General features: G+C 57.0%; 24 protein-coding genes. 15 read left to right on the top strand and 9 right to left on the bottom strand.

All coding sequences use genetic code 11. The annotated features are described in order from the left end of the window. Positions 1-161: 161 nt before the first annotated feature. The 4 genes from INT32_RS05165 to INT32_RS05150 form a co-directional block, all read right to left on the bottom strand. The gene (locus INT32_RS05165) at positions 162-1,568 is read right to left on the bottom strand and encodes an FAD-binding oxidoreductase (protein WP_193087671.1); all 1,407 of its coding nucleotides are present in this window, start codon (positions 1,566-1,568) and stop codon (positions 162-164) included. A gap of 92 nt (positions 1,569-1,660) precedes the next feature. Further along, positions 1,661-2,431 carry a FadR/GntR family transcriptional regulator gene (locus tag INT32_RS05160; protein ID WP_370540176.1) on the bottom strand — a complete coding sequence of 257 codons (771 nt, stop codon included), beginning with the start codon at positions 2,429-2,431 and terminating at the stop codon, positions 1,661-1,663. A gap of 473 nt (positions 2,432-2,904) precedes the next feature. Then, positions 2,905-4,431: an MFS transporter gene (locus tag INT32_RS05155; protein WP_193087669.1), complete on the bottom strand. Its 1,527-nt coding sequence runs from the start codon at positions 4,429-4,431 to the stop codon at positions 2,905-2,907. A gap of 154 nt (positions 4,432-4,585) precedes the next feature. Beyond that, on the bottom strand, positions 4,586-5,089 hold the full coding sequence (locus INT32_RS05150; RefSeq protein WP_193087668.1) for a peroxiredoxin: 504 nt from the start codon (positions 5,087-5,089) through the stop codon (positions 4,586-4,588). A 270-nt stretch (positions 5,090-5,359) separates the two neighbouring features. On the opposite strand from INT32_RS05150, the gene moaC reads away from it, so the two are divergent. From moaC to glp, 5 genes are all read left to right on the top strand, one after another. After that, entirely contained in the window at positions 5,360-5,887 is a 528-nt protein-coding gene (gene moaC / locus INT32_RS05145) for a cyclic pyranopterin monophosphate synthase MoaC (protein WP_193087667.1), read from the top strand. Beyond that, positions 5,880-6,119, top strand: a complete 240-nt coding sequence (gene moaD / locus INT32_RS05140; RefSeq protein WP_193087666.1) for a molybdopterin converting factor subunit 1 — start codon at positions 5,880-5,882, stop codon at positions 6,117-6,119. The genes moaC and moaD overlap by 8 nt, the downstream gene beginning before the upstream one ends. Before the next feature lies 1 nt (position 6,120). Then, positions 6,121-6,627, top strand: coding sequence for a molybdenum cofactor biosynthesis protein MoaE (locus INT32_RS05135; protein WP_193087665.1), 507 nt, complete (start codon positions 6,121-6,123; stop codon positions 6,625-6,627). Continuing rightward, positions 6,624-7,148 (top strand): molybdenum cofactor synthesis domain-containing protein, encoded by a 525-nt coding sequence (locus INT32_RS05130; protein ID WP_193087664.1) that lies wholly within the window; start codon positions 6,624-6,626, stop codon positions 7,146-7,148. The genes INT32_RS05135 and INT32_RS05130 overlap by 4 nt, the downstream gene beginning before the upstream one ends. Positions 7,149-7,430: 282 nt before the next feature. Next, complete coding sequence (glp, locus tag INT32_RS05125; protein WP_193087663.1) at positions 7,431-8,639, top strand: gephyrin-like molybdotransferase Glp; 1,209 nt, start codon at positions 7,431-7,433, stop codon at positions 8,637-8,639. A gap of 36 nt (positions 8,640-8,675) precedes the next feature. Here the strand turns inward: glp and mobA are convergent, their stop codons facing one another. The 3 genes from mobA to INT32_RS05110 are packed head-to-tail and all read right to left on the bottom strand — an operon-like array spanning position 8,676 to position 11,471. Beyond that, entirely contained in the window at positions 8,676-9,302 is a 627-nt protein-coding gene (gene mobA / locus INT32_RS05120) for a molybdenum cofactor guanylyltransferase MobA (RefSeq protein ID WP_193087662.1), read from the bottom strand. 2 nt (positions 9,303-9,304) lie between these two features. Continuing rightward, on the bottom strand, positions 9,305-10,402 hold the full coding sequence (gene moaA, locus INT32_RS05115) for a GTP 3',8-cyclase MoaA (protein ID WP_193087661.1): 1,098 nt from the start codon (positions 10,400-10,402) through the stop codon (positions 9,305-9,307). Beyond that, on the bottom strand, positions 10,395-11,471 hold the full coding sequence (locus INT32_RS05110) for a substrate-binding domain-containing protein (RefSeq protein ID WP_193087660.1): 1,077 nt from the start codon (positions 11,469-11,471) through the stop codon (positions 10,395-10,397). Before INT32_RS05110 ends, moaA begins: the two co-directional genes overlap by 8 nt. Before the next feature lie 203 nt (positions 11,472-11,674). Between INT32_RS05110 and INT32_RS05105 the strand changes: the two genes are divergently transcribed. The 9 genes from INT32_RS05105 to INT32_RS05065 all read left to right on the top strand — a co-directional run bounded on the left by INT32_RS05105 (position 11,675) and on the right by INT32_RS05065 (position 21,756). Next, on the top strand, positions 11,675-12,226 hold the full coding sequence (locus INT32_RS05105) for an NAD(P)H-dependent oxidoreductase subunit E (RefSeq protein WP_193087659.1): 552 nt from the start codon (positions 11,675-11,677) through the stop codon (positions 12,224-12,226). Next, positions 12,223-13,782, top strand: a complete 1,560-nt coding sequence (locus INT32_RS05100; protein WP_193087658.1) for an NADH-quinone oxidoreductase subunit NuoF — start codon at positions 12,223-12,225, stop codon at positions 13,780-13,782. Before INT32_RS05105 ends, INT32_RS05100 begins: the two co-directional genes overlap by 4 nt. Positions 13,783-13,825: 43 nt before the next feature. Then, the gene (gene fdhF, locus INT32_RS05095) at positions 13,826-16,699 is read left to right on the top strand and encodes a formate dehydrogenase subunit alpha (RefSeq protein WP_193087657.1); all 2,874 of its coding nucleotides are present in this window, start codon (positions 13,826-13,828) and stop codon (positions 16,697-16,699) included. A gap of 145 nt (positions 16,700-16,844) precedes the next feature. Next, positions 16,845-17,696, top strand: a complete 852-nt coding sequence (locus tag INT32_RS05090) for a formate dehydrogenase accessory sulfurtransferase FdhD (RefSeq protein ID WP_226816584.1) — start codon at positions 16,845-16,847, stop codon at positions 17,694-17,696. Next, positions 17,693-17,986: a formate dehydrogenase subunit delta gene (locus tag INT32_RS05085; RefSeq protein WP_193087655.1), complete on the top strand. Its 294-nt coding sequence runs from the start codon at positions 17,693-17,695 to the stop codon at positions 17,984-17,986. The genes INT32_RS05090 and INT32_RS05085 overlap by 4 nt, the downstream gene beginning before the upstream one ends. 45 nt (positions 17,987-18,031) lie before the next feature. Next, positions 18,032-19,432: an OFA family MFS transporter gene (locus INT32_RS05080; RefSeq protein WP_193087654.1), complete on the top strand. Its 1,401-nt coding sequence runs from the start codon at positions 18,032-18,034 to the stop codon at positions 19,430-19,432. Between the two features lie 14 nt (positions 19,433-19,446). Then, positions 19,447-19,572 carry an oxalate:formate antiporter gene (locus tag INT32_RS05075; protein ID WP_128395239.1) on the top strand — a complete coding sequence of 42 codons (126 nt, stop codon included), beginning with the start codon at positions 19,447-19,449 and terminating at the stop codon, positions 19,570-19,572. A 169-nt stretch (positions 19,573-19,741) separates the two neighbouring features. After that, positions 19,742-20,437 (top strand): response regulator transcription factor, encoded by a 696-nt coding sequence (locus INT32_RS05070; RefSeq protein WP_193087653.1) that lies wholly within the window; start codon positions 19,742-19,744, stop codon positions 20,435-20,437. Next, positions 20,434-21,756, top strand: coding sequence for a HAMP domain-containing sensor histidine kinase (locus INT32_RS05065; protein WP_193087652.1), 1,323 nt, complete (start codon positions 20,434-20,436; stop codon positions 21,754-21,756). Before INT32_RS05070 ends, INT32_RS05065 begins: the two co-directional genes overlap by 4 nt. Before the next feature lie 118 nt (positions 21,757-21,874). On the opposite strand, the gene INT32_RS05060 is transcribed toward INT32_RS05065, so the two are convergent. Continuing rightward, a complete protein-coding gene (locus INT32_RS05060) occupies positions 21,875-22,342 on the bottom strand; it encodes a universal stress protein (protein ID WP_193087651.1) in 468 nt (155 codons plus the stop codon). Positions 22,343-22,353: 11 nt separating this feature from the next. Next, positions 22,354-22,707: a TIGR01244 family sulfur transferase gene (locus INT32_RS05055; protein WP_193087650.1), complete on the bottom strand. Its 354-nt coding sequence runs from the start codon at positions 22,705-22,707 to the stop codon at positions 22,354-22,356. A gap of 275 nt (positions 22,708-22,982) precedes the next feature. Between INT32_RS05055 and INT32_RS05050 the strand changes: the two genes are divergently transcribed. Next, the gene (locus INT32_RS05050; protein WP_193087649.1) at positions 22,983-23,543 is read left to right on the top strand and encodes a GNAT family N-acetyltransferase; all 561 of its coding nucleotides are present in this window, start codon (positions 22,983-22,985) and stop codon (positions 23,541-23,543) included. Positions 23,544-23,623: the final 80 nt, after the last annotated feature.

The following is a 23,623-nucleotide window of genomic DNA, read 5'->3' as shown; positions in this document are numbered from 1 at the left end:
ACCATATGTGCTGCGAGCCGCGCTTGCAGCACGACTGTCGTAACCAGCGTAAAAAAAACGGCACCATCAAATATTGGTTTCTTAGTCCAATGTTTGCGGTGCCGTTCGGCTTGCGGCCCTTTTCTACATCACACAAAACACCCTGTTGGCCCTGTTGCCGGCTACAGCACTTTGCCGGGATTCATGATGCCATGGGGATCAAATACCTGCTTGATCTGGCGCATTAATTTCAGTTGCAATGGATCCTTGTGATGCAAAAAGGCATGGCGCTTCAGTTGCCCAATACCGTGTTCAGCACTAATGCTGCCACCATACGCCATGACTTCGTCGAACACGGCGTCTGCGATCCGGGTCTCCCATTCGGCCGCCCAACGCTTGTCCGCCCCTTGCGGACGCGACACGTTGTAGTGCAAATTACCATCGCCGAAATGGCCGAAAACGAACAGCCTGCAATCGGGGCTGACCTTGCGCAGTTGCGCTTGAGCGGTGTTGACAAACTCCGGAATACGCTCAATGGGCAATGAAATATCATGTTTAAGATGCGGACCATCAGCCCGCTGCGCTTCAGAAATCTCTTCACGCAAGCGCCATAACGCCTGCAGTTGCGCCAGCGAAGCAGACACCGCCGCATCCACACACAGTTCCTGCTCCAGCGCCTGACCGATCACCTCTTCCAGCAACTGGCTCAGCGCCTGCTCATTGGCCGTATCGGCCAGCTCAATAAGCACATAGGCCGGATGGCGGTCGCCAAAAGGCAATTGCACCCCTTCAACGTGCGTCAGCACCAGGTCCAGGCAGGCGTCGGTGAAAAACTCAAAGGCCTGCAGACGCGGTCCGCAGGCGCCAAACACGAGACGAAACAATTCCAAAGCCTGCTGCTCAGACTCGACTGCTGCCAGCACCACGCTACGGACATGCGTTGGTGCATGCAGCCTGAGCGCGACCCCGGTGATCACGCCCAGCGTGCCCTCGGAACCGATAAGCAACTGCTTCAGGTCATAGCCGGTATTATCCTTGCGCAAAGTCTGCAGGCCATTGAAAATTTCTCCATCCGGCAGCACCGCTTCGATCCCCAATACCAACTCTCGCGCCATGCCGTAACGCACCACATTGACGCCACCCGCATTGGTTGCAACATTCCCGCCAATGTGCGATGAGTCTTCTGCCGCCAGACTGAGTGGCAGCAAGCGATCCTGCTCCTGGGCAGCGCGTCGCAAATTGCCCAGAATGCAGCCGGCATCCGCAACCAGCGTATTGGCAATGGTGTCAATGGCGCGGATATTGTTCATGCGATCCAGGGACAGAATAATGTTGTCGGGACCCGCATCGGGCGTTGCGGCCCCGCAAAGCCCCGTATTGCCGCCACGCGTCACAACCGGCACTTTGTATTGACTGCACAGACGCATACATTGCGAAACCTGTTCCGTAGAAACCGGGCGCACCAGCGCCTGGGCGTTGCCTTTATATACACCGCGCCAGTCGCTCAGCCATGGTTCGATGACGGCCGCGTCGATCTGCACCACGTCTGGCCCCAGTGCTGCCTGCAATTTTTCAAGAAATTCCTGCATTGTCTTTCCTAATAGTGTTAAAGCCAACTGCGACAGATGCATGTGCGGCAGTCAGTGTGATTACGAAAAAAATAAATTCCTGGCTCTGCGCCTTAGCCGCCAGTCTTGCGCGTGAACGCACTGGTATCGAGTTCCAACCGTTCACTGGCCTTGCGCAGATGGGTCTGGGCGCGGCTGCGGGCCAGTTCCGGATCGCGCTGGCGTATGGCCTCAAGTACCTGCTCATGCTCGGCATGCACCCGCCTGGACAATGGGCTATGGGCCACCCCCCGCTCGCCCGCGCGCGAGGCCTGCTGCGTCTTTAATGCCTGTTCCGTCTTCAGCGTATGGACTCTGGCTGCGTGCACACTTTGTCGCCACTGCCTTGCCAGGTAAGCCAGCAAGTCACGATAATGCGGGTTGTGCGTTGCCTCGGCAATCGCCCGGTGAAACCCCACATCCCACTCCATCGCCTCTTCAGGCTGGTGCAGGCTTTTTTCCAGCGATCGCAGAATATGCTGCATATGACGCAAGTCTTCGGTGGTCGCCCTGACGGCAGCCAATGCCGCCGCAGCGCCCTCAATTTCGAAGCGCAACTCGTAGATATGGCGCAAGGCATCGCGATCCACCATATCCGGCACCGGTACCTGAAAACCGTCATTGACATCGCGGCTGAGCACCGTGCAACCGGCGCCCTGCCGGGTACGCACCAGACCCTTGGTTCGCAAACGTTCGGTCGCCTCGCGGATGACCGCTGCGCTGACGGAAAACTCTCCGGCCAGCAGCTTGCCCGACGGCAGTTTAGTCCCCACAGGATACACACCATCGGCAATGCGCTGCATCAGCATCTGGGCTACACGGTCGGTCAGCGTTGAAGTTGTCATTTGCATGGCATAAATATATCAGGTTATCTGATAACTTTAAGGAGTTTTTCAGCCAGTCGATAAAATTTTCTCAATTCAGGCCCCATGCTTGGGGACAAATCGCAGTATGGTTTGCAGCAGACGTCATGAGACAGGAGGATATCTGCGGAGATTGCCCTTCACGCCAAGTCCTGGCACGCCGGGCGCAGGAGGGCAACGTTCAGCGGGCGCCGCTGGTTTCTATCGCATTTGTGGCTAACAGCGACATAACGACGGCCAAACCAGACCAGTTACAGAACCCGACACGTTGCCTTGCACGATGCGTGCCGCCACAAACTGCATGCAGACAATGTCGGTGGCGCATTCCTTCATCGGCAATGATCGGCAGCGCCTGAGTGTCAGCGATCCGGGGGCGCAGCGTGCCCTGCCAGTGTCGCTGATGTCATTTTGAATGCAGCATCGCGTGATCCACTGCGCGCCGCGCCTGACAAAGACTAAGGCTTTTTCGCCGGCGGCGCTGTCGGATACGCAGCATCAGCTACATCATCGCCCGCACCTTCGCCTGTTGTACCTTCGCCTGTTGTACCTTCGCCTGTTGTACCTTCGCCTGTTGTACCGTCGCCCACTATGCCGTCCTCAGCCATTTCTTCTCCAGCCATGGCAAGATCTTCGTCGGCTACAGAGTGATCGGCATCGGCTCGCTGAGGCAGGTTCAGTTCAGTAATCGGGTCGCCGGACTGGATAATATCCAGTACTTTTTCCATGGCTTGTTCGTCAGATGAAATATCAATCGATTCATCAACACGCGGATCCAGCGCGGTTGCCATGGGAGAGGCCGGCACGTTGACCGACATGGGCACAAAGGGTTCTGGATCCACCTTGTAGGTACCCTTGACTTTCTCTTTGCGCACAAAAATAACCAGCGAGAAAGCCGCCAGCGATGTATAAATATAGAACATGGGCGCGCCGCCAATGTCCATCAGCTTACCAACCAGCAGTGGCCCAAGACTGGCGCCAACGCCATAAGTCATCAGCAACACGCCGCTTAAGCCTACACGCAGCGACGGGTCGACGTGTTCATTGGCAAAAGCGGTCGCCAGCGGATAAATCGTAAATTGCAGGACACCGAAAATGGCGACCATGACCAGCATCACCGGATACGGCAGATGCCAGTAGCCATAAAACGGGATGGTCAGCAGCCCCAGCAAAAGGGCATTGAAGCGAATCATGTTCAAGCGATAAATGCGATCGGACAACCAGCCCATCGGCCATTGGGACAGCAGACCGGCCATGACCGAGACCGACAGGAACACCGCAACCTGGTCGGTATTCATACCCTCTTTACTGGCATATACCGGCCCCAGGCCGTAAAAGGAACCGGTAATACTGCCCGCCACAAAGAGCACGAACATGGACATCGGCACCAGTCGAATGAACACTTTGAGTTTGATCGGCGCATGTACCTGCAAGGCCGGGTGACTGCGACGCGTGATGGCCACCGGAATCAGGCAGAGCGCCATGGACATGGCAACCACATTGAGCGTGGTCAGATCTTCGGGCGAGAAAAACGATACGGTCATCTGGCCAACAACCAGCCCCAGACCAGACATGACCATATAAAAGGCAAAAACGCTGCCGCGCTGCTTCTGGTCGGCCTGGTCATTAAGCCAGCTCTCCAGCACCATATATTGCGTGACCATGGTCGCGCCGGTCAGAAAGCGCAGAAATACCCAGATCGGCAGCAGCGGCGTAATTGTCTGGGCCAGAACCAGCACCGTCACCATCGCAGCTGAAATCGCGTAGGCGCGAATATGCCCCACACGCTGCACCAGCTTGTGCCCGAAACGCGCGCCCAGTACCTGGCCGGTATAGAAAGCAGCAATCAGCAAGCCAATCCAGACCTGGCTGACTCCCTCATTTGTCAGGTGCAACGCGATGAATGTGTTGTACAGACCCGTGCCGAGCGACATGAGCAATGTCGCAAGATACAGAGAGAAAAAAGACAGAAAAAGGCTGATCATTCTGACCCGACGAGAAAGGCGGACGATAAAAAACAACAAATGCAATAAAAATGAAGCTGCCTGCAGCCGGCCCGTTCGAATCCGGCCGGCAGTCCCGCGATAAACGCTGCGTCATTGACGGCCGACGCAACCCGCAGCGCCGGCCCGATTGTGCTTAAAGCTGGGAAAGAATTGTCTGGGTGCCGCTGATCTTGTAGTCACCACCCTCTTCGACGTTCAACTGCTTGACCACGCCATCTTCCAGAATGGCCGAATAACGACGCGAACGCACACCCAGGCCGCGGGCGATCAGATCCAGCTCCAGGCCCATCTCTGTTGTCCAGGTGGCAGCGCCATCGGCCAGCAAACGGATGATGCCGGTCGCGCCCGTGTCGCGCCCCCAGGCGCCCATCACGAAAGCATCGTTGACGGCAACGCACCAGATTTCATCCACGCCTTTGGCCTTGATCTGCTCTGCATCACGAATGAAATCGACCACATGTTTGGTCGTGCAGGTCGGCGTGAAGGCGCCAGGTACGGCAAAAAGCACTATTTTCTTGCCTTTGACCAGCTCGGACACCTTGAAGGCCTGTGGACCACCGCTCTGGCCATTATCCGCGTTTTCGATGAACTCTGTGAGTGTACCTTCGGGTACCCGATCTCCAATGCTGATTGTCATATTGACTCCTGTCTGATTAAGCAAATGCGTGTGCGATTAGTGTAACACCTGGCTCCGCAGCAAAGCGGTAAATCCCCCATCACCGCTGCGTCCATACCATAACATTATCCTGTGACACAAATACCTACGCCGACAGGGGCGTTTTTCACAATGGCCGCAAATACAGGTATAGTTATCGGATACCGCGTTCGCACCATGAAACTGCCATTACGACAGCACAGGTAGCGCGGTTCCATTATTATTTTCGCGGCCCCGGACCGCTTATTGCGCATGAAAAAAACATCTGTCGTTTCCGATACCCCGGCCAAGGCCGATTCCGCCGCATCGGCGCTTAGCCATCTGGACGAAGCCGGCCAGGTTCGAATGGTCGACGTGCTGGGCAAGACCGCCACCGCGCGTACTGCGGTAGCGCGCAGTATTGTACGCATGACACCCCGCTCCTATGCCGCCCTGAATGCCGCGGACAACAGCAAGGGCGAAGTGCTCAATACGGCCCGTGTTGCCGGTGTGCTGGCCGCCAAGCGCTGCGCCGAACTCATTCCCATGTGTCATAGCCTGCCGCTGACGTTCGCCGGGATCGACTTTACCCTGGACGATCAAGCGCAGTGCGTCACCATCCGCGCGACCTGTCGCAGCGACTATAAAACCGGTGTTGAAATGGAAGCGCTCACTGCCTGTTCGATCGCCGCACTCACCATTTACGACATGTGCAAGGCTGCCGACAAAGGCATTATTATTGAAGACACCCGACTTGAATACAAATCGGGTGGCAAGAGTGGAGAATGGCGTTGTGATTAATATTTTGTATTTCGCCCGCATTGCCGAGCTCACCGGCAAGCGCACCGAACAACTGGCTTTGCCCGCCCCGGTCACCGTCAACGCGTGGCTGGCGCAATTGCACGAGACGTACCCGGCGCTCAAGGATGTCGGCGCACTCAAAGTGGCGGTCAATAAAAAACATGCCCAGGCCGACACCCTCATTCATGACCGCGATGAAGTTGCGATCTTCGAGCCTGTTACCGGAGGTTGACATGATCACTGTACAGCACGCCGATTTCGATGCCGGAAAACTGATTCGCGAGCTGCACGAACGCAGCCAGGGTCAGGCCGGCGCCGTAGCCTCGTTTGTGGGCTATGTGCGCGATTACTCGGCATCGCAGCCGACGCAGGAACTCTTTCTTGAACATTACCCAGGCATGTGCGAGCAGGAACTGGCCGATATTGCACAACAGGCCATGCAACGCTGGGATATCATCCAAAGCACCATCGTGCATCGGGTGGGCGCCCTGTCACGCCAGCAACAGATCGTTTTCGTGGGCATTGCCAGTGCCCATCGTGGTGATGCCTTTGCCGCCTGCGAGTACATCATGGATGCGCTCAAAACCCGCGCGCCTTTCTGGAAGCGGGAAACGCTGGCCGACGGCAAGGCATTCTGGGTGCAGGCGCGCAGCAGCGACCAGCAGCGCCTGGAAAAATGGACGGGGCCGCAAGACGATACGGCGCAAGCAAGAACACCTGAGCAGGAAGAACATAAATGAAGTCGCTTACGGAAAACGACAGCAAAGTTGCATTGCATATTGCGATTCTGACCATTCACGATACCCGCACTCAGGAGACTGACAGCTCGGGCCGCTATCTGGCCCAAGCCATTGTGGGAAGCGGCCACCAAGTGGCCGACCAGGCCATTTGCCCGGATAATCGATACGCCATCCGCAAGCATTTGTCCGACTGGATCCTCAATGATGACATCCAGGCCATTATTACCAATGGCGGCACGGGCATGCGCGACAGGAATGCCACGCTGGCGGCCGTCACGCCGTTGCTCGATACGCAAATCGCCGGTTTTGGCGAGTTGTTCCGCGCCTATTCGTTTGCCGACATCGGCTCGTCTGGCTTACAATCGAACGCCCTGGGCGGCAAGGCCAACAACACCCTGATCTTCTGCCTGCCGGGTTCCACTGGCGCCTGCCGCCTGGGATGGGAAAAGATTCTGCGCGAGCAATTCGACAGCCATCACCAACCCTGCAATTTCGCATCGGCTTATGCCAAGCGTGATTGAAACGTGATCGGCATCAGGTAGTGATGGCAACTGCAATAACAGGCTCGAATTGCCAGCACCCAATCGTGCGCGGTCAGCCCGGGACAGCATGCAAGGCGGGCTGCGCCGCATTGCGCAAGCCGTTTTTTTCAATAGCGGCGTGGTTATGTCGTCAACAGCCCGAGTGCATATGACGGACACGACCGGCACTATTGCGCTGGCCATCAGCCCCGGCATTGCCCACCACTTATACCGTATACCGTACGATTACTTATTTGAGAAATGACCACAGGAAACGCCACTATGCTCGATTTCGATACTGCCCAGCAGCGGCTGCTGGATCTGCCCATCGCCGATATTCCCGTGGAAACCATTAGCCTGCAACAGGCGCACGGACGCGTGCTTGCACAGGATGTCGTAGCGACACTGGACATGCCCTCTGCCGACAACAGCTCGATGGATGGTTACGCATTGCGCCTGCAGGACTATGTTCCCGGCTCGACCCTGCCGGTGCAACAGCGCGTATTTGCCGGACAGGCGCCGCAGCCCCAGGAACCCGGGAAAATCTCCCGCATTTTTACCGGTAGTCTGATTCCGGAGGGTGCCGATACGGTCGTCATTCAGGAAGTGTGCAGCGAAGAGAATGGGCTGGTCACGATCACGCAGGCCCCCGTCAAAAACCAGAATATTCGCCGCCAGGGTGAAGATACCCGTGCCGGCAGCGTGTTGCTGGAGCAAGGCACGGTACTGGGTGCAGCCGAAATCGGCCTGATTGCCACCCAGGGCATTGCCACGCTGACTGTTTACCGCCGGCTCAAGGTCGGCATTTTGACGACCGGCGACGAACTGGTGCCCGTGGGACAATCACGGGATTCCTCGCAGATTTTCAACTCCAACGCCCCCATGCTGACCGCGCTGTTTCAGACCCTGGGTGCGCAGATCGAACATGTCCTGCATGCCATGGATGATATGGATGCGACACGAGAGGCATTAAATACCCTGTTTGCCGACTGCGATCTGGTCATCAGTGTCGGCGGCGTATCGGTGGGCGAAAAAGATCTGATCAAACCGGCACTAGAGGCACTGGGCGCCAGCCTGGATTTCTGGAAGGTGCGCATGAAACCGGGCAAGCCGGTAGCGCTGTCCAGCGTCAACAACATCCCTGTGATCTGCCTGCCGGGCAACCCCGTTTCCGCGTATACCGTGCTGGCCGTGCTGGTCTCGCCACTGATCCGCAAGCTGCAAGGACGCAAGCAATGCCTGCCATCGCGGATTCAGGCCACACTGAAAACAGACAAGGTTTTTAACGAAACCCGCGATGAATTTCTGCGCGTTCGCATCACCCAGGATGAGAAAACCGGGATGCTCATGGCTGAACCCTATGAGCGACAGGGATCCGGCATGAGCTCGTCCCTGCCCTGGGCCAACGCCTTTGCACGCGTGCCTGCAGTACAGAAATATACCGGGGGCGATCGCGTATGGGTCTACCCCAAGGAAGACTGGATTCGTTAAACACGCGGACCCATCGGCCACCCCTTCGTGCAGGCGCTAGTCGATTGCCGTCACACTGGCCTGGGCAAGCGCCAGTTCCTCTGGCGTATTGACATTCAGAAATGCCTGAGCATGATCAAACACCACCCGCACGGCATGCTGTGATTCCAGCCAGGGAAGCACAGCGCGGCGACCGCCTTGCAGGTAGTCTCGCAATGTCGCCAGCATCGTCGCATGCAGCAGCAGACAGATGGAATGGTCGCGCGCACCGGCATGCGCAAAGGCAATTTGCCCGCCCTGGGCCATCAGCTCAGCATACAGGTGCACCACATAATCATCCGGCAGTGCCGGCATATCGCATCCGGCCACAACCAGCCACGGCGTCTTGACATGAGGCGCCGCCGCAAGCAGACCGGCCAGCGGCCCCTGGCTGCCGTCGAATTCGGCAGGATCCTGCACAACCTGGCCGTACTGGCGGTACTGCTCCTGATTCTGGTTGGCGCTGATTAGCATGCTGGCCGCTTGCGGCCGCAGCGCCCGCAACACATACTCGATCAGGGGGCGCGCATGCAGCCGGACCAAGCCTTTGTCCACCCCGCCCAATCGCCGACCCTGACCCCCGGCCAGTATCAATGCCGTTACGTCCTCACGCCGAAGTTGTGCCGGCTGCGGTATGGCAGTCATGCTCAGCCTCCGATATAACTCATTTCTATTTTTTCCCGCTTACCGCTTAACTGGTCACGCAATTCGGAGTACCGGTCAGCCCTGCCCGTCCAGATACCAGCCAGCGAACCAGCAATATCATGGTCTGTTGCGGCAGAGCGCAATAACGCTCGCAAGTCAAAGCCTTGATCTGCGAATAGACAGGTAAACAATTTGCCTTCCGGCGACATGCGCAGACGGGTACAGTCACCACAAAATGCATGCGTCACACTTGTGATAAGACCCACTTCGCCGCCACCGTCTTTGTAGCGCCAGCGCTTTGCCACCTCGCCCGGATAGTTGGCATGCACCGGCTCCAGCTCGAATCTATCCTGCAATTGTTGCAGGATTTCCCGGCCACTGACCACATCTGTCATATCCCAGTGGTTGGTCACGCCGACATCCATAAATTCGATGAATCGCAGAATATGGCCGCTATGGCGGAAATACTCCGCCATGGGCGCGATCTGGTGTTCATTCACACCCTTTTTCACAACCATATTGATCTTGATCGGTGTAATGCCTGCTTGCCGCGCGGCTTCGATACCGGCCAGCACCTGGTCTACATGAATTTTGGTATCGCTCATCTGCCGGAACAGATCAGGATCCAGCGCATCCAGGCTGACGGTAATCCGTTCCAGTCCGGCGTCCCGCAATGGCACAGCCAGACGCTGCAGCAGTGTGCCGTTAGTGGTAAGCGCAATATCCAGCGGCTTATCTTCCAGGTCTCTGATCTGGGCCAGCATGGCGATCAGGCGGGTCATTTCCTTGCGCAACAGCGGTTCCCCACCGGTAATGCGCAACTTGTTTACACCCAGCTGCGCAAAAAGGCGCGCCATGCGGGTAATCTCTTCGAACGACAGAATCTGGCTGTGCGGCAGAAACACATGGTCGCTGCCAAACTGGTCACGCGGCATACAGTACGAGCACCGGAAATTGCATTTGTCGGTGATCGAGATGCGCAAGTCACGCAAGGCGCGGCCCAGCTGGTCCACGACGGGCCTGCCGGGTATGTACTCCGCCTGCGGCAAGGGCCGCTGTGCCACTTTACGGATATCGGAAATAGGAATAATGTTAGTCATTGAAGGCTTCTTCTAATGTCTGGATTTTGCCTGCCTCAGTTGCATCATACCCTACCAGCTGCCCGAGAAATTGCAGATAATCCTGACTGCGCATGAAATGAATGAATTTTTCCACATTGATCTGCTGCAGACTATTGCGGTTCAGGGCGAAAAAATAGCGCTCGCGCACCAGCGGAATAAAGTCCAGGCCGAAACGATGGGCCGCCGTCTGCACGCCAATGCCCACGTCGGCCATGCCACTTGCAATATGAGCCGCGATGGCCATGTGCGTGAACTCGCTGTCTTCGAATCCACTGACTGTCGACGCCGGAATATTTTCCTCCTGCAACATCAGCCCCACCAAATAACGCGTACTTGAGCCCGGCTGACGGTTCACAAACCGCACATCATCACGCGCCAGATCCCGAACCGACTGAATATTCTTCGGATTGCCCGGCTTGACGAACAGCCCGGTGTTACGTATCGCCAGATGAATCAGCAAATGCGTTTCGCCATTGAGCCAGGGCGAGTAACGGGCCAGGATCGGTTTTTCGAACTTGCCAATCGGCACCTGGAATCCGGCCAGTTCACACTCATTCTGCTCCAGCGCCGCCAGCGCCTCTATCGCCGTACGGTAACGTAACTCCAGGATGGGTAGCGGTGAATTCATGCGTTGCGTCAGCCCTTCCACGGCAAAGCCATGGCTGGCATGCAGACGCACATTGGGCGTATGCTCCGGAATCAGTTTTTCCAGCTCTTCCTGTGATTCAGAGGCCAGGCTTTCCAGGGTCGGCGACAGCCGCGCCTGGATGCGCCGGTTGGCCCACACCAGCCGCTTGGCGAATTCGGACAGTTCTGTCCCCTTGCGCCGCTTGGTAATGAGTAGCGGCACCCCGAAAACCTCCTCAAACTGCCGCAACACGCCCCAGGCGTGACGATAGGAATGCCCACAAGTTTCGCTGGCCGCCACGATATTACCACTGATATCAATTTCAGCCAGCAAACCCAGCAGCATGGATAGCGACAAGGTTTTACCTTCCTGGGTATCGATGGTCCACTCAGGGTTTATCCTGATCGAAAACGGGTACATAGTGCAATCTCCCTTGGCGGTTTCATCACCATTATATGTGTTATTAATTTCATATTGAAAATATATCTGAAGTGGCTACTATTGAGGCTATAAGCACATTTGTCAAATGGGAATTTAACATCCCGGCGCATTGCGGTGCTGCAGCATTTTATTATGATGAAAATTACATATTAAGCAGGCTCAAACACGTATCGGAGACAGCCATGTCCAAAACGGGCATTTCCTCGCCTTTCATTCAGTCGGTCGATAACAAGATCAGAAAGATGATTCCACTGACACCAGAGACGCCCAATTCGCGTGCCGTGTCAGCCAGCCTGGTCAAACTGGGCAATATGCCGGGTGCATTGCTGCCAGTGCTGCATGACATCCAGGACACACTGGGCTATATCCCCCCTGAGTGCGTCGACCAGATTGGACAGGCATTGAATTTATCGCGTGCCGAGGTTCACGGCGTTATCACCTTCTATCCCCATTTTCACACCACGCCCAAGGGCGCAGTGCATATCGAAGTCTGTCGGGCCGAATCCTGTCAGGCCATGGGTTCGGTGCAGCTTGAAGCCCATATACTCAAGGCAACCGGCTGTGACATGAACAGCACCCGCGCCGATGGCCAGGTGTCTGTCGATGCGGTCTATTGTCTGGGACTGTGCGCCCAGTCGCCTAATATCATGATCAACGGCGAACCCTGTGCGCATGTCACACCGCAAGCGTTCGATGAACTGTATCGCGAACACACGGAGGCCGTCTCTGTATGACTATTCGAATCTTCATCCCCGCTGACGCCGCTGCCATTGCCGCTGGCGCCGAACGTGTGGCGGCGGCCATCAGCAAAGAGGCGGCGCAGCGCAACCAGGACATTACCGTGGTGCGCAACGGCTCGCGCGGGTTATTGTGGCTTGAGCCCATGATCGAAGTGCAGACCGAAAATGGCCGCGTGGCCTATGGTCCGGTCAAGGCCAGGGACGTGCCGTCCCTGTTCGACGCCGACTTCCTGCATGGCGGCCATCACGCATTGGCCCATGGCCTCACCGAAGAAATCCCGTTCCTGAAAAAACAGGAACGCCTGACCTTTGCGCGCGTAGGCATTACCGATCCACTCTGCCTCACAGACTACATGGCACACGGCGGTTTTGCAGGCCTGAAAAAAGCCCTGGCCATGGTGCCGGCCGATATCGTGCAGGAAGTAACCGATTCCGGCCTGCGCGGACGAGGCGGCGCTGCGTTTCCCACCGGCATCAAATGGAAAACGGTCCTGGGCACGCCGGGGCAACAGAAATATGTCGTTTGCAATGCCGACGAAGGCGACTCGGGTACATTCTCTGATCGCATGCTGATGGAAGGCGACCCGTTGTGCCTGATCGAAGGCATGACCATCACCGGACTGGCAACCAATGCAACCCAGGGATACATCTACGTCCGTTCCGAATACCCGCACGCCATTGCAGCATTGAACCGCGCCATCGACGTGGCGACCGAAGCCAACTGGCTGGGGCAAAACATCCAGGGCAGCGGCAAGTCCTTTTCGCTTGAAGTGCGCAAAGGCGCCGGCGCCTACATTTGCGGCGAAGAAACCTCGCTGCTCGATTCGCTCGAAGGCAAGCGCGGGTTGGTTCGTACCAAGCCGCCGCTGCCGGCCATCAAGGGCCTTTTCGGCAAACCCACGGTCATCAATAATGTGATATCGCTGGCGTCTGTTCCCTACATTCTTGCCGAAGGCGGCCAGGCTTATGCCAACTACGGTATGGGGCGCTCCAAAGGGACCCTGCCCTTTCAACTGGCCGGCAATATTCGCCAGGGCGGGCTGGTGGAAAAGGCCTTTGGCCTGACCTTGCGCGAACTGCTTTTTGATTATGGCGGCGGCAGCGCCAGTGGCCGGCCCATCAAGGCGGTACAGGTAGGCGGCCCGCTGGGCGCATATCTGCCGGAATCGCAATGGGATGTGCCCATGGATTACGAAGCCTATATGAAAGTATCGGCCATGATCGGCCACGGCGGTATTGTCGCGTTCGACGACACCGCCAAAATGAACGATCTGGCACGCTATGCCATGGAGTTCTGTGCTGTCGAGTCCTGTGGAAAATGCACCCCCTGTCGTATCGGCTCTACGCGCGGCACGGAAGTGATCGACCGGATTACCGCCAACGAAAATCGCGAAGAAAATGTCGAGCTGCTACGCGATCTGTGCGACACCATGCTGGGCGGTTCGCTGTGCGCCCTGGGTGGCATGACGCCCTATCCTGTCTTGTCCGCCCTGCAGCACTTCCCTGCCGATTTTGGCATCGAAGCGAGCACAGAAACCGAACATTCATGAACCAAGTAAATTATCCGCTGCCAGAACAGGCAAGGAGCTTCCAATGTTAGAAACCGTCGTCAAACGTGATACCGATCTGGGTACACCCGAAGTCATCTCCGACACACTGGTAACTGTCACGATTGACGGTTACGATATATCGGTGCCGGAAGGCACCTCGGTCATGCGCGCGGCTGCGCTCAACGGCGTCAACATTCCCAAATTGTGCGCCACTGACAGCATTGAAGCGTTCGGCTCATGCCGCTTGTGCCTGGTGGAAATCGAGGGCCGGCGCGGCTACCCTGCGTCCTGTACCACACCGGTAGAGCAAGGCATGGTTATCCGCACCGAAACACCCAAGCTGCATCAACTGCGGCGCGGCGTCATGGAATTGTATATTTCCGATCACCCGCTCGATTGCCTGACCTGCCCGTCCAATGGCGATTGTGAATTGCAGGATATGGCAGGTGTGGTCGGATTGCGCAACGTGCGCTACGGCTACGAAGGCGCCAATCATCTGCAGGACCAGAAAGACGAGTCCAACCCTTATTTCACTTACGATCCCAGCAAGTGCATTGTCTGCAACCGCTGCGTACGCGCCTGCGAGGAAACCCAGGGGACTTTTGCCCTGACCATTTCCGGAAAAGGATTTGCCTCGCGCGTGTCGGCCGGCCAGGACCAGCCGTTCATGGACAGCGAATGCGTGTCCTGCGGCGCCTGCGTGCAGGCCTGCCCGACCGCGACACTGGAAGACAAAAGCATTATCGAACTGGGCCAGGCCGATCACTCGGTCATCACAACCTGCGCCTATTGTGGTGTAGGTTGCGGCTTTAAGGCCGAAATGAAAGGCGAGACCGTGGTTCGCATGACGCCATGGAAAGATGGCAAGGCCAACCGCGGGCACTCCTGCGTCAAGGGGCGTTTTGCCTGGGGCTATACCACCCACAAGGAACGCATTACCAAACCCATGATCCGCAAAAGCATCTCCGACCCGTGGACCGAAGTGTCATGGGACGAAGCCATTGGCTACGCGGCCAGCGAATTCAAACGCCTGCAAGGCAAATATGGGCGTGATTCCGTGGGCGGCATCACCTCGTCGCGCTGCACCAACGAAGAAACCTGGCTGGTGCAAAAACTGGTGCGCGCCGCCTTCAATACCAATAACGTGGACACCTGCGCTCGCGTCTGTCATTCGCCGACCGGCTATGGCCTGAAGTCTACACTGGGCGAATCGGCCGGTACGCAAACGTTTGATTCAGTCATGTTCACCGATGTGGTTATCGTCATGGGCGCCAACCCAAGCGCCGCACACCCGGTCTTTGCGTCGCGCCTGAAAAAACGGCTGCGTCAGGGTGCACGCCTGATCGTGATTGACCCGCGCCAGACCGAACTGGTCAGCTCCCCGCACATTCGCGCCGATTACCATCTGCAGGTACGCCCGGGCACCAACGTCGCGCTGCTGTCAGCCATGTCGCATGTGATTGCCACGGAAAACCTGGTTAATTTGGACTTTGTCCGCGAGCGCTGCGAAGAAAAAGCATTCAGAGAATGGCTTGATTTTGTCAGTCTGCCGGAAAATTCACCCGAAGCGATGCAAGCCGAAACTGGCGTCCCGGCCGAGCAGATCCGCGGTGCGGCCAGACTTTTTGCCACCGGCGGCAACGGTTCCATATACTACGGGCTGGGCGTGACCGAACACAGCCAGGGCTCCACCACCGTGATGGCCATTGCCAATCTGGCCATGGCCACCGGCAATATCGGACGCGAAGGCGTGGGGGTCAATCCGCTGCGCGGCCAGAACAACGTGCAGGGCTCCTGCGACATGGGTTCGTTCCCGCACGAGCTGCCTGGCTATCGCCATATTTCCGATGATGTCACCCGCCACGACTTTGAAAAAGCCTGGAATGTCACCCTGCAGCCCGAACCCGGCCTGCGCATTCCAAATATGTTCGATGCCGCGCTGGAAGGCACCTTCAAGGGACTGTACTGCCAGGGCGAAGACATTGTGCAATCGGATCCGAATACCCAGCATGTGGCCGCATCGCTGTCGGCCATGGAGTGCGTGGTGATCCAGGATATTTTCCTGAACGAAACCGCCAAGTACGCCCATGTATTCCTGCCTGGTTCAACATTCCTGGAAAAAGACGGCACCTTTACCAACGCGGAACGTCGTATTTCACGGGTACGCAAGGTCATGGAACCGGCCAGCGGCATGGCAGACTGGGAAATCACCTGCGCGCTGTCCCATGCCCTGGGCTACCCCATGAACTACAACCACCCGTCGGAAATCATGGACGAAATCGCAGCGCTGACGCCAACGTTCACCGGCGTCTCGTTCGATCTCATTACCAAAATGGGCAGCGTGCAGTGGCCCTGCAACGACCAGGCCCCTGAAGGCACCCCGATCATGCATATTGACGAGTTCGTGCGTGGCAAAGGCAAGTTCATGATTACCAAGTACATTCCGACGGATGAAAGAAGCACGCGCAAATTTCCGCTGCTCTTTACCACCGGCCGAATTCTGTCGCAATACAACGTGGGCGCACAAACGCGCAGAACCCCAAATGTGGCCTGGCATTCGGAAGACGTATTGGAAATTCATCCGGTTGACGCCGAAGACCGCGGTATCAGCCAAGGCGACTGGGTGGGCATCCAGAGCCGTGCCGGCGAAACGGTATTGCGGGCCGATGTCACCACCCGGGTTCAGCCAGGCGTGGTCTACACCACCTTCCACTTTCCCGAATCGGGCGCGAACGTGGTCACCACCGATAACTCGGACTGGGCCACCAATTGTCCCGAGTACAAGGTAACCGCCGTGCAGGTAACACGCGTCACGCAACCTTCAGCCTGGCAGCACAAGTGGTCCGAATTCAATCGCGAACAGCGTGCGCTTTTGAAAAATCGTGTCACGATGGACGAAACACCAGTAACCGGCTAAGGGCAGGATTTTTTTGATGGACAAGGTCGTCACCCCAGCTTCAACGGCCGCACTCAAGGGCAGCGATCCGACCGATACGGTCGCGCTGCCCGCAGCACTGACACGCAGTCTGCGTTTGCAGGTCAACCGCGTGCGCGACGGCGTCATGCATTCACAAGCCGAAAGCGATGCCATTGCCGTCGAAACACCTGTCGCCGTTGAACTCAATGGCATCAACCATGCGGTCATGCTTGCCACACCGGATGATCTGGAAGATTTCGCCTGGGGCTTTTGCCTGACCGAAGGCATTGTGCGTTCTCCCGATGACATTCGTGATATCGAGCAGGAACGCACAGATCTGGGCATCATTCTACATGTGCAGATCAGCCCGGCGTGCATGCAATTTCTCAAGGAGCGACGCCGGCAAATGGCCGGACGCACCGCCTGTGGCCTGTGCGGCGTTGAAACCCTGGAAGCGGTGCGCCGGCTGCCGCCAATGGCGCCGCCCAGTCACGCCGGCAGCCCCGCTTCACCGCCCCCTACTCCCTCCCCCGTACAACAGCATGACCTGCACGCCATGCCGGCGGGCTTGACGCTGGCGCAACTGCTCGAGGCCATGAACGCCCTGCGTGAACAACAGCCATTGCACCAGGAGACCGGTGCCACCCATGCCGCTGCCTGGGTGTCCGCCGACAGTCACACCCCTACTTTCATTCGGGAAGACGTGGGTCGGCATAACGCACTGGATAAAACCATCGGCGCCCTGCTGCGAGACACCCGGCCCACCATCGGCCATGGGGCGCTGCTGGTATCGAGCCGCGCCAGCTTTGAAATGGTACAGAAAGCCGCAATGGCAGGCTGCCCTGTGCTGGCGGCAGTCTCGGCACCCACTTCGGCGGCGATCGCACTGGCCGAAGAAACCGGTATCACGCTACTGGGCTTTACGCGCGCCCGACAGGCTACAATCTACGCCCATTCACAACGCTTTCAACTATCGAACAAAGGCAAGGCATCATGACGACTCCACATGTGTTCAACACGACCGCAATGCTCATCAAAATGGCAAACCAGATTGCCGGTTTTTTCGAAGCACTGCCCGATAGGGAAGAAGGGCTGCGCAGCGTCTACGAGCATATCCGCAAGTTCTGGGAGCCGCGCATGCGCATTGCCTTGCTCGAATTTCTGGAACAGCATCCTGACGGGCAGGATGGAGAAATAGGGCTGTCAGCATTCGCACTGGAAGCCATCAATAACCACAAGGCGGAACTCAAACCCGCTGCACACACTGCAACACCCGCTACACCATAAGGCCATCATCAGGCCATGCATAATCCATAATTCAAGGAGACATCTATGAATCAAGCCGTTACCCGTGGCGGATTCTTCAGCAAGGAGCGGATCACAGCCGGTCCGGGTTTTAACAGGTGGATGGTTCCGCCTGCTGCGTTAGCCATTCACTTATGTATCGGACAGGCCTATGCCTTTTCGGTATTCAATAAACCAATGACCCAGTTGCTGGGTATTTCTGAATCCGCCCCCGATGACTGGACCATTCCGGAACTGGGCTGGATCTTCAGTATTGCCATTGTCTTTCTCGGCCTGTCAGCGGCCTTTGCCGGCAAGTGGCTGGAAGAAGTGGGTCCGCGCAAGGCCATGTTCGCTGCCGCCTGCTGCTTTGGCGGCGGCTTTCTGGTGGCAGCGCTGGGCCTGCAATTGCACCAGTTGTGGCTGGTGTATTTCGGCTATGGGGTATTGGGTGGCATCGGCCTGGGCATTGGCTATGTCTCGCCGGTCTCCACGCTCATCAAATGGTTTCCCGACAGGCGCGGCATGGCCACCGGCATGGCCATCATGGGTTTTGGCGGGGGCGCCATGATCGCCTCGCCGCTGTCTCTGCAACTGATGGATACGTTCAAATCCGAGACATCGATGGGGGTCACCGAGACCTTCGTGGTGCTGGGTATCGTGTACTTTATCTATATGTGCATTGGTGCGCTCTCCGTGCGCATTCCGGCACCCGACTGGAAGCCTGAGGGCTGGACACCGCCGGTGCAGCAAAACGCCATGATCTCCCGCAATCACGTGCACATAGACCGGGCCATCAAGACGCCGCAATTCTGGCTGCTGTGGTGGGCGCTGTGCCTGAACGTGACCGCCGGTATCGGTGTACTTGGCCAGGCCTCACTGATGATTCAGGAAAGCTTTCAGGGCATGATTACCGCCGCAGCCGCCGCCGGTTTCGTCGGCTTGCTGTCGCTGGCAAACATGAGCGGGCGCTTCCTGTGGTCAACCGTTTCCGACTATATCGGCCGCAAGATGACCTACAGCACCTTCTTCGTGCTAGGCACCGTATTGTATTTGCTGGTTCCCGGAATGGGCACAGGCGGCCACGTGGCCCTGTTCGTGCTGTTCTACCTGGTGATTCTGTCCATGTACGGCGGCGGCTTCTCCACGGTCCCGGCCTATCTGGCCGATCTTTTCGGCACCCGTTATGTGGGCGGCATACACGGACGTCTGCTGACGGCATGGTCTGCGGCAGGGGTCTTCGGCCCGGTCCTGGTCAATTACATTCGTGATTACCAGCTGCAGATGGGCATTCCACGGTCCGACGTCTATATCTACACCATGTATGTGATGGCCGGACTGCTGGTCATTGGTTTCATCTGCAATATGATGATCCGTCCAGTTGCCGCCGAACATCATATGCAGGCAGACAGCGTTGCAGGCGAGCCGATTGCGGTCGGCGCCAAATAACAGGGAGAGAGAAAATGCAAGATACTGCTCAAAGAAAAACCCCGGTGGGACTGATCGTGGCCTTCTGGCTTCTGGTGGGCATCCCGCTGATCTGGGGCGTGGCCAATACCATCATCACCGCCGCAGCCCTGTTCAAGTAACCTGCTTTGGCCATAGCAGGACCCTGGCGGCGCTCCAATCGGACCGCCCCAGGCACCTCCTGCCAATTGGTTGATAACGCCGCAAAAAGCACTGCTTGATGCGGCGTTTTTCTATAATGTGAGCACATCTGGGAACGCACTACGCCCAGCACCTGTTCAAGGAACCATCATGAGCACGCACAAGCGCATCCTTCTGGTCGAAGACGAAATCAGTATCGCGGCCAATGTCTGCAGCTATCTGGAAAAAAAAGGCTATATGGTGGATGTTGCCTATGAAGGCCATGCGGCCATTTCCCTGCTTGATCAGTATGCCTTTGACACGGTTGTTCTGGACCTCGGACTGCCCGGCAAAAGCGGATTTGACGTATTGCAATACATCCGCGATCTGGCCATGCTCAGCACCCCGGTCGTGATTCTCACCGCGCGCGATGCCTTACAGGACAAGCTCACCGGTTTTTCCCTGGGCACCGATGACTACCTGACCAAACCGTTCTCTCTGAGTGAACTTGAAGCGCGGATCAGCGCGCTCATCAAGCGCGCCACCGGCAATGTGGCCAACCCGGTACGACGCTGGGGCCAGATCGAGATCAACACGCGCTCACATATTGTCGCCATCAAGGGCGTACCGGTGCATCTGACCCGCAAGTCCTACGATATTCTGAGCACCTTCCTGCAACATCCCGGAGAAGTCATTACCAAAGAACGCTTCGAGAGCCTGTTGTGGGCCGACGATCCGAAATCATCGGATGCCCTGCGCAGCCAGATTCATTTGCTGCGCAAGGCGCTGGCCGAACACGATTGCGACGTCATTGAAACCGTGCATGGCACCGGGTGGCGCCTTGGCAAACCGGCTGGACAATCATGAGAAACCGGGGTTCACTGTCGCTGGCGCAACGGATGTCGCTGGCGCTGACCGGCGCCGTCACGCTTTTTGTCGTGGTGCTTTGCGTCCTCTCGCTCTGGGCATTTGACAGCATGGAAGACAATCTGGTCGATTCGACCCTGCTGGCTGAAAAGGACCGGATTGTTGCTCTGGACGCCCGTCTGGCCAACCGGCCCGGCAATGGCGCGCAGGAAAGTCAAAACCAGCCCATCAGGCGCTGGGATATTGCCAGTGCAACTGACGAAAGTCTGCTGCCGCCCCTGTTGCGCAACCTGAACGAAGGTGCATACTTCATGCAGCCGGGCGACGATACCTGGCATATACTGGTATTTGCCCGTGACCAGGGCAAAACCGTCCTGCTTTACGACGCTACGCTCAATGAGCAACGCGTACATGACTTTGCTCTCATTGTGATCATGGCCGGCATATTGTGCATCGGTTTCTCGTATTTTCTGGCGCGCGGCGTGTCCAGGCGTATTACCGACCCGGTGCAAAGCCTGACCCAGACCCTTTCAACCTGGGCGCCCGGCGCATCGAACCTGTCGCCCAGTCGAAATGACGAGGTGGGACGGCTGATCGAAGCCTTCAACCGAATGCAAAGCCAGGTTGAGAAATCCATTGCGCAGGAAAAGGAATTTTCTGCGAACCTGAATCATGAAATCCGCACCCCGCTGACCACGATCCGCACCGATGCCGAACTTGCGCTGGAAGATACCCTGCTGCTTGATGAAACCCGCATGAGACTCAAGCGCACGCTCAGCAATGTCGACCTGATCACCGATACGCTGGAGAGCACGGTCCATCTGAAAACACAGGCACGGCAAAATGCCGAACCCGTCAACCTGCGCGATTGCCTTGAAAATGCCTGGAGCACCAGCACCGGTGATGATGAAAATATAAAATTGCAGTTGATCAACCAATTACTGCCGGGCGATGTGCTGACCGTCAATCGCTACGCGATGCAGATGATCATGCGCAACCTGATTCGCAATACCCTGGAGCATGCTGCGGCGACAACGCTGACAGTCTATTTATCGGGTACGCATCTATACTTCGAAGACAATGGCAAGGGCATTGCCCAGACCGATCTGCCCAGGATTTTTGAACGTTATTACAGTGGGCACGCGCGCGACACACAGACTGTCGGGGACAGCAGCGCCATGGCCGGCCCGCCCAAGCGGCGCGGACTGGGTCTTGCCATTGTGCAACACATTTGTGAACTTGAACACTGGACCATTCGAGTCGAGTCCTCGACCCAGCCAGGCACATCCATGACGCGGTTTATATTGCAGGTGGCATAGTCTATCGGCCGTATTTGCTGGTCGATCATATTTGCTGATCGACCATGCCTGTGCTGGGGCGTGTTGCGGATCCGCCGCAGGCATACCTGCCGGCGAATCGCAATACAAAAAACAGGAACTAGCTATTGCTTTGGTCTTTCAAACGATACACCAGCACCGATGTGTGGGCCAGTGACAGCACTTTGGTTGTGACGCTGCCCAGCAGCAGCCGGGACAGCCCGCTGCGACCGTGACTGGCGATGTAAATAAGATCGCAGGCATTTTCCTTGGCTGCTTCGACAATACCGTCAGCAACACTGTAGTTGGAAATAATAAGTGACGTTGCTTTCACATTTGCAGTCTGAGCGCGATCGAGCACCGGTTTCAGATAGGACTCGGCTTCCTTGCGCGCAGCCTCTTCATAGTCGCCGTCAGAAATGGCGTAGGATGCAGCCATGCCGTCAAAGCCGATCAATGTTGAAAACGGCTGCGTCACGTTGATGGCGATGACTTCGGCACTGTTCTGCCGTGCAAAGCAAATGCCTGAATTGGCCGCCCGTGCAGAAATGTCCGAACCGTCGATAGGAAGAAGAATTTTATTGAACATGGTGGGACTCCTTAAGACTGCGATGTTTCCTGTTTGGCCGCATTGTAAAGATGCGTGCAGCGCGTACCCGAGCGGCAGTATGCCAGAACCGGCGCGGGTAAAGTATCGAGGTATTGACGGAAAGCCTTGACGTCCTCGGGGGTAATGGCGCCACTGACGACGGGTTGATAAACCACCGTCAGACCGGCCTGCTCGCCAGCCTTGATGACATCGGCCGAGGCGGGCTGCAATTCGCCGCCTTCATAATCGGGGCGATTGATAATGACGCTGTGGTAACCCGCCGCCTTGACAGCGGGCATGTCTTCGGCGCCCAGCTGGGGCGCCACCGCCAGCGAGTCACTTAACGGGGTAATGGGTGTTGACATATGTCCTCACAGAGTGTCGGGCAGCAACGCAGCCAAATAGACAGCGAACAGGAACCCGCTCCGACAGTTTTGATGCCTGGGGCACCGTGATTGAAGATTGCCTGAACTGTCATCTGTCGCCTTATCACAGTTGCAATACCATGGCGCGGCGGGGCAGATCGGACAGCGGCCCGAAATAATTTTATGCCAGTTTAACGCAGCATCCGATACAAATTTACCCTAATCTCTATAAAATAGCATCAGTAATTTCACCACGATCTGATTTAAAACAGTAAATGACTGATTTCTGCCGCGTTCGTCCTGCAACCGCTCAGGACATGTCAGCTATTGCGCAAATTTATGCCTGGCATGTGCTGCATGGCATCGCCACCTTCGAGGAAACTGTACCCGATCGTGAGCAGATGCTTGAGCGATTTGTCCATATCACCACACAGGGTTATCCCTATATTGTGGCGGAAAAGGATGGCGAAATTATCGGTTATGCCTATGTCTCGTCTTTTCGTCCACGCGTGGCCTATCGCTACACCGTGGAAAACGCCATCTACCTGCGCCATGATCTGGGGCGCATGGGTGCGGGATCCCAATTGCTGGCCGAATTGATCCGGTTGTGCGAGGCAGGCCCCTGGCGGCAGATGATCGCCGTGATCGGTGACAGCGCCAATGCCGCCTCCATCGGCGTGCATCGCAAGGCCGGCTTTGAAATGGTCGGCACCCTTGGCGCTACCGGCTTCAAGCACGGCCAATGGGTCGATACCGTACTGATGCAGCGTGCCCTGTCTGGCGGCGCTCAGACCCTGCCCGATACCGCAAACACGGCTGCATCCCCAACCACTTAATAGCACCCGGCTGGCTGCTGCACCGCGGTTACCCGCGTCTGATGCAATCAAGCTAAGTCTTTGACATATGGCTGGCATGT

It is taken from the genome of Advenella sp. FME57 (assembly GCF_014897675.1).
In the GTDB taxonomy this organism is placed as follows: Bacteria; Pseudomonadota; Gammaproteobacteria; order Burkholderiales; family Burkholderiaceae_B; genus Advenella.
This window is presented reverse-complemented; position numbering and strand designations above follow the sequence as displayed.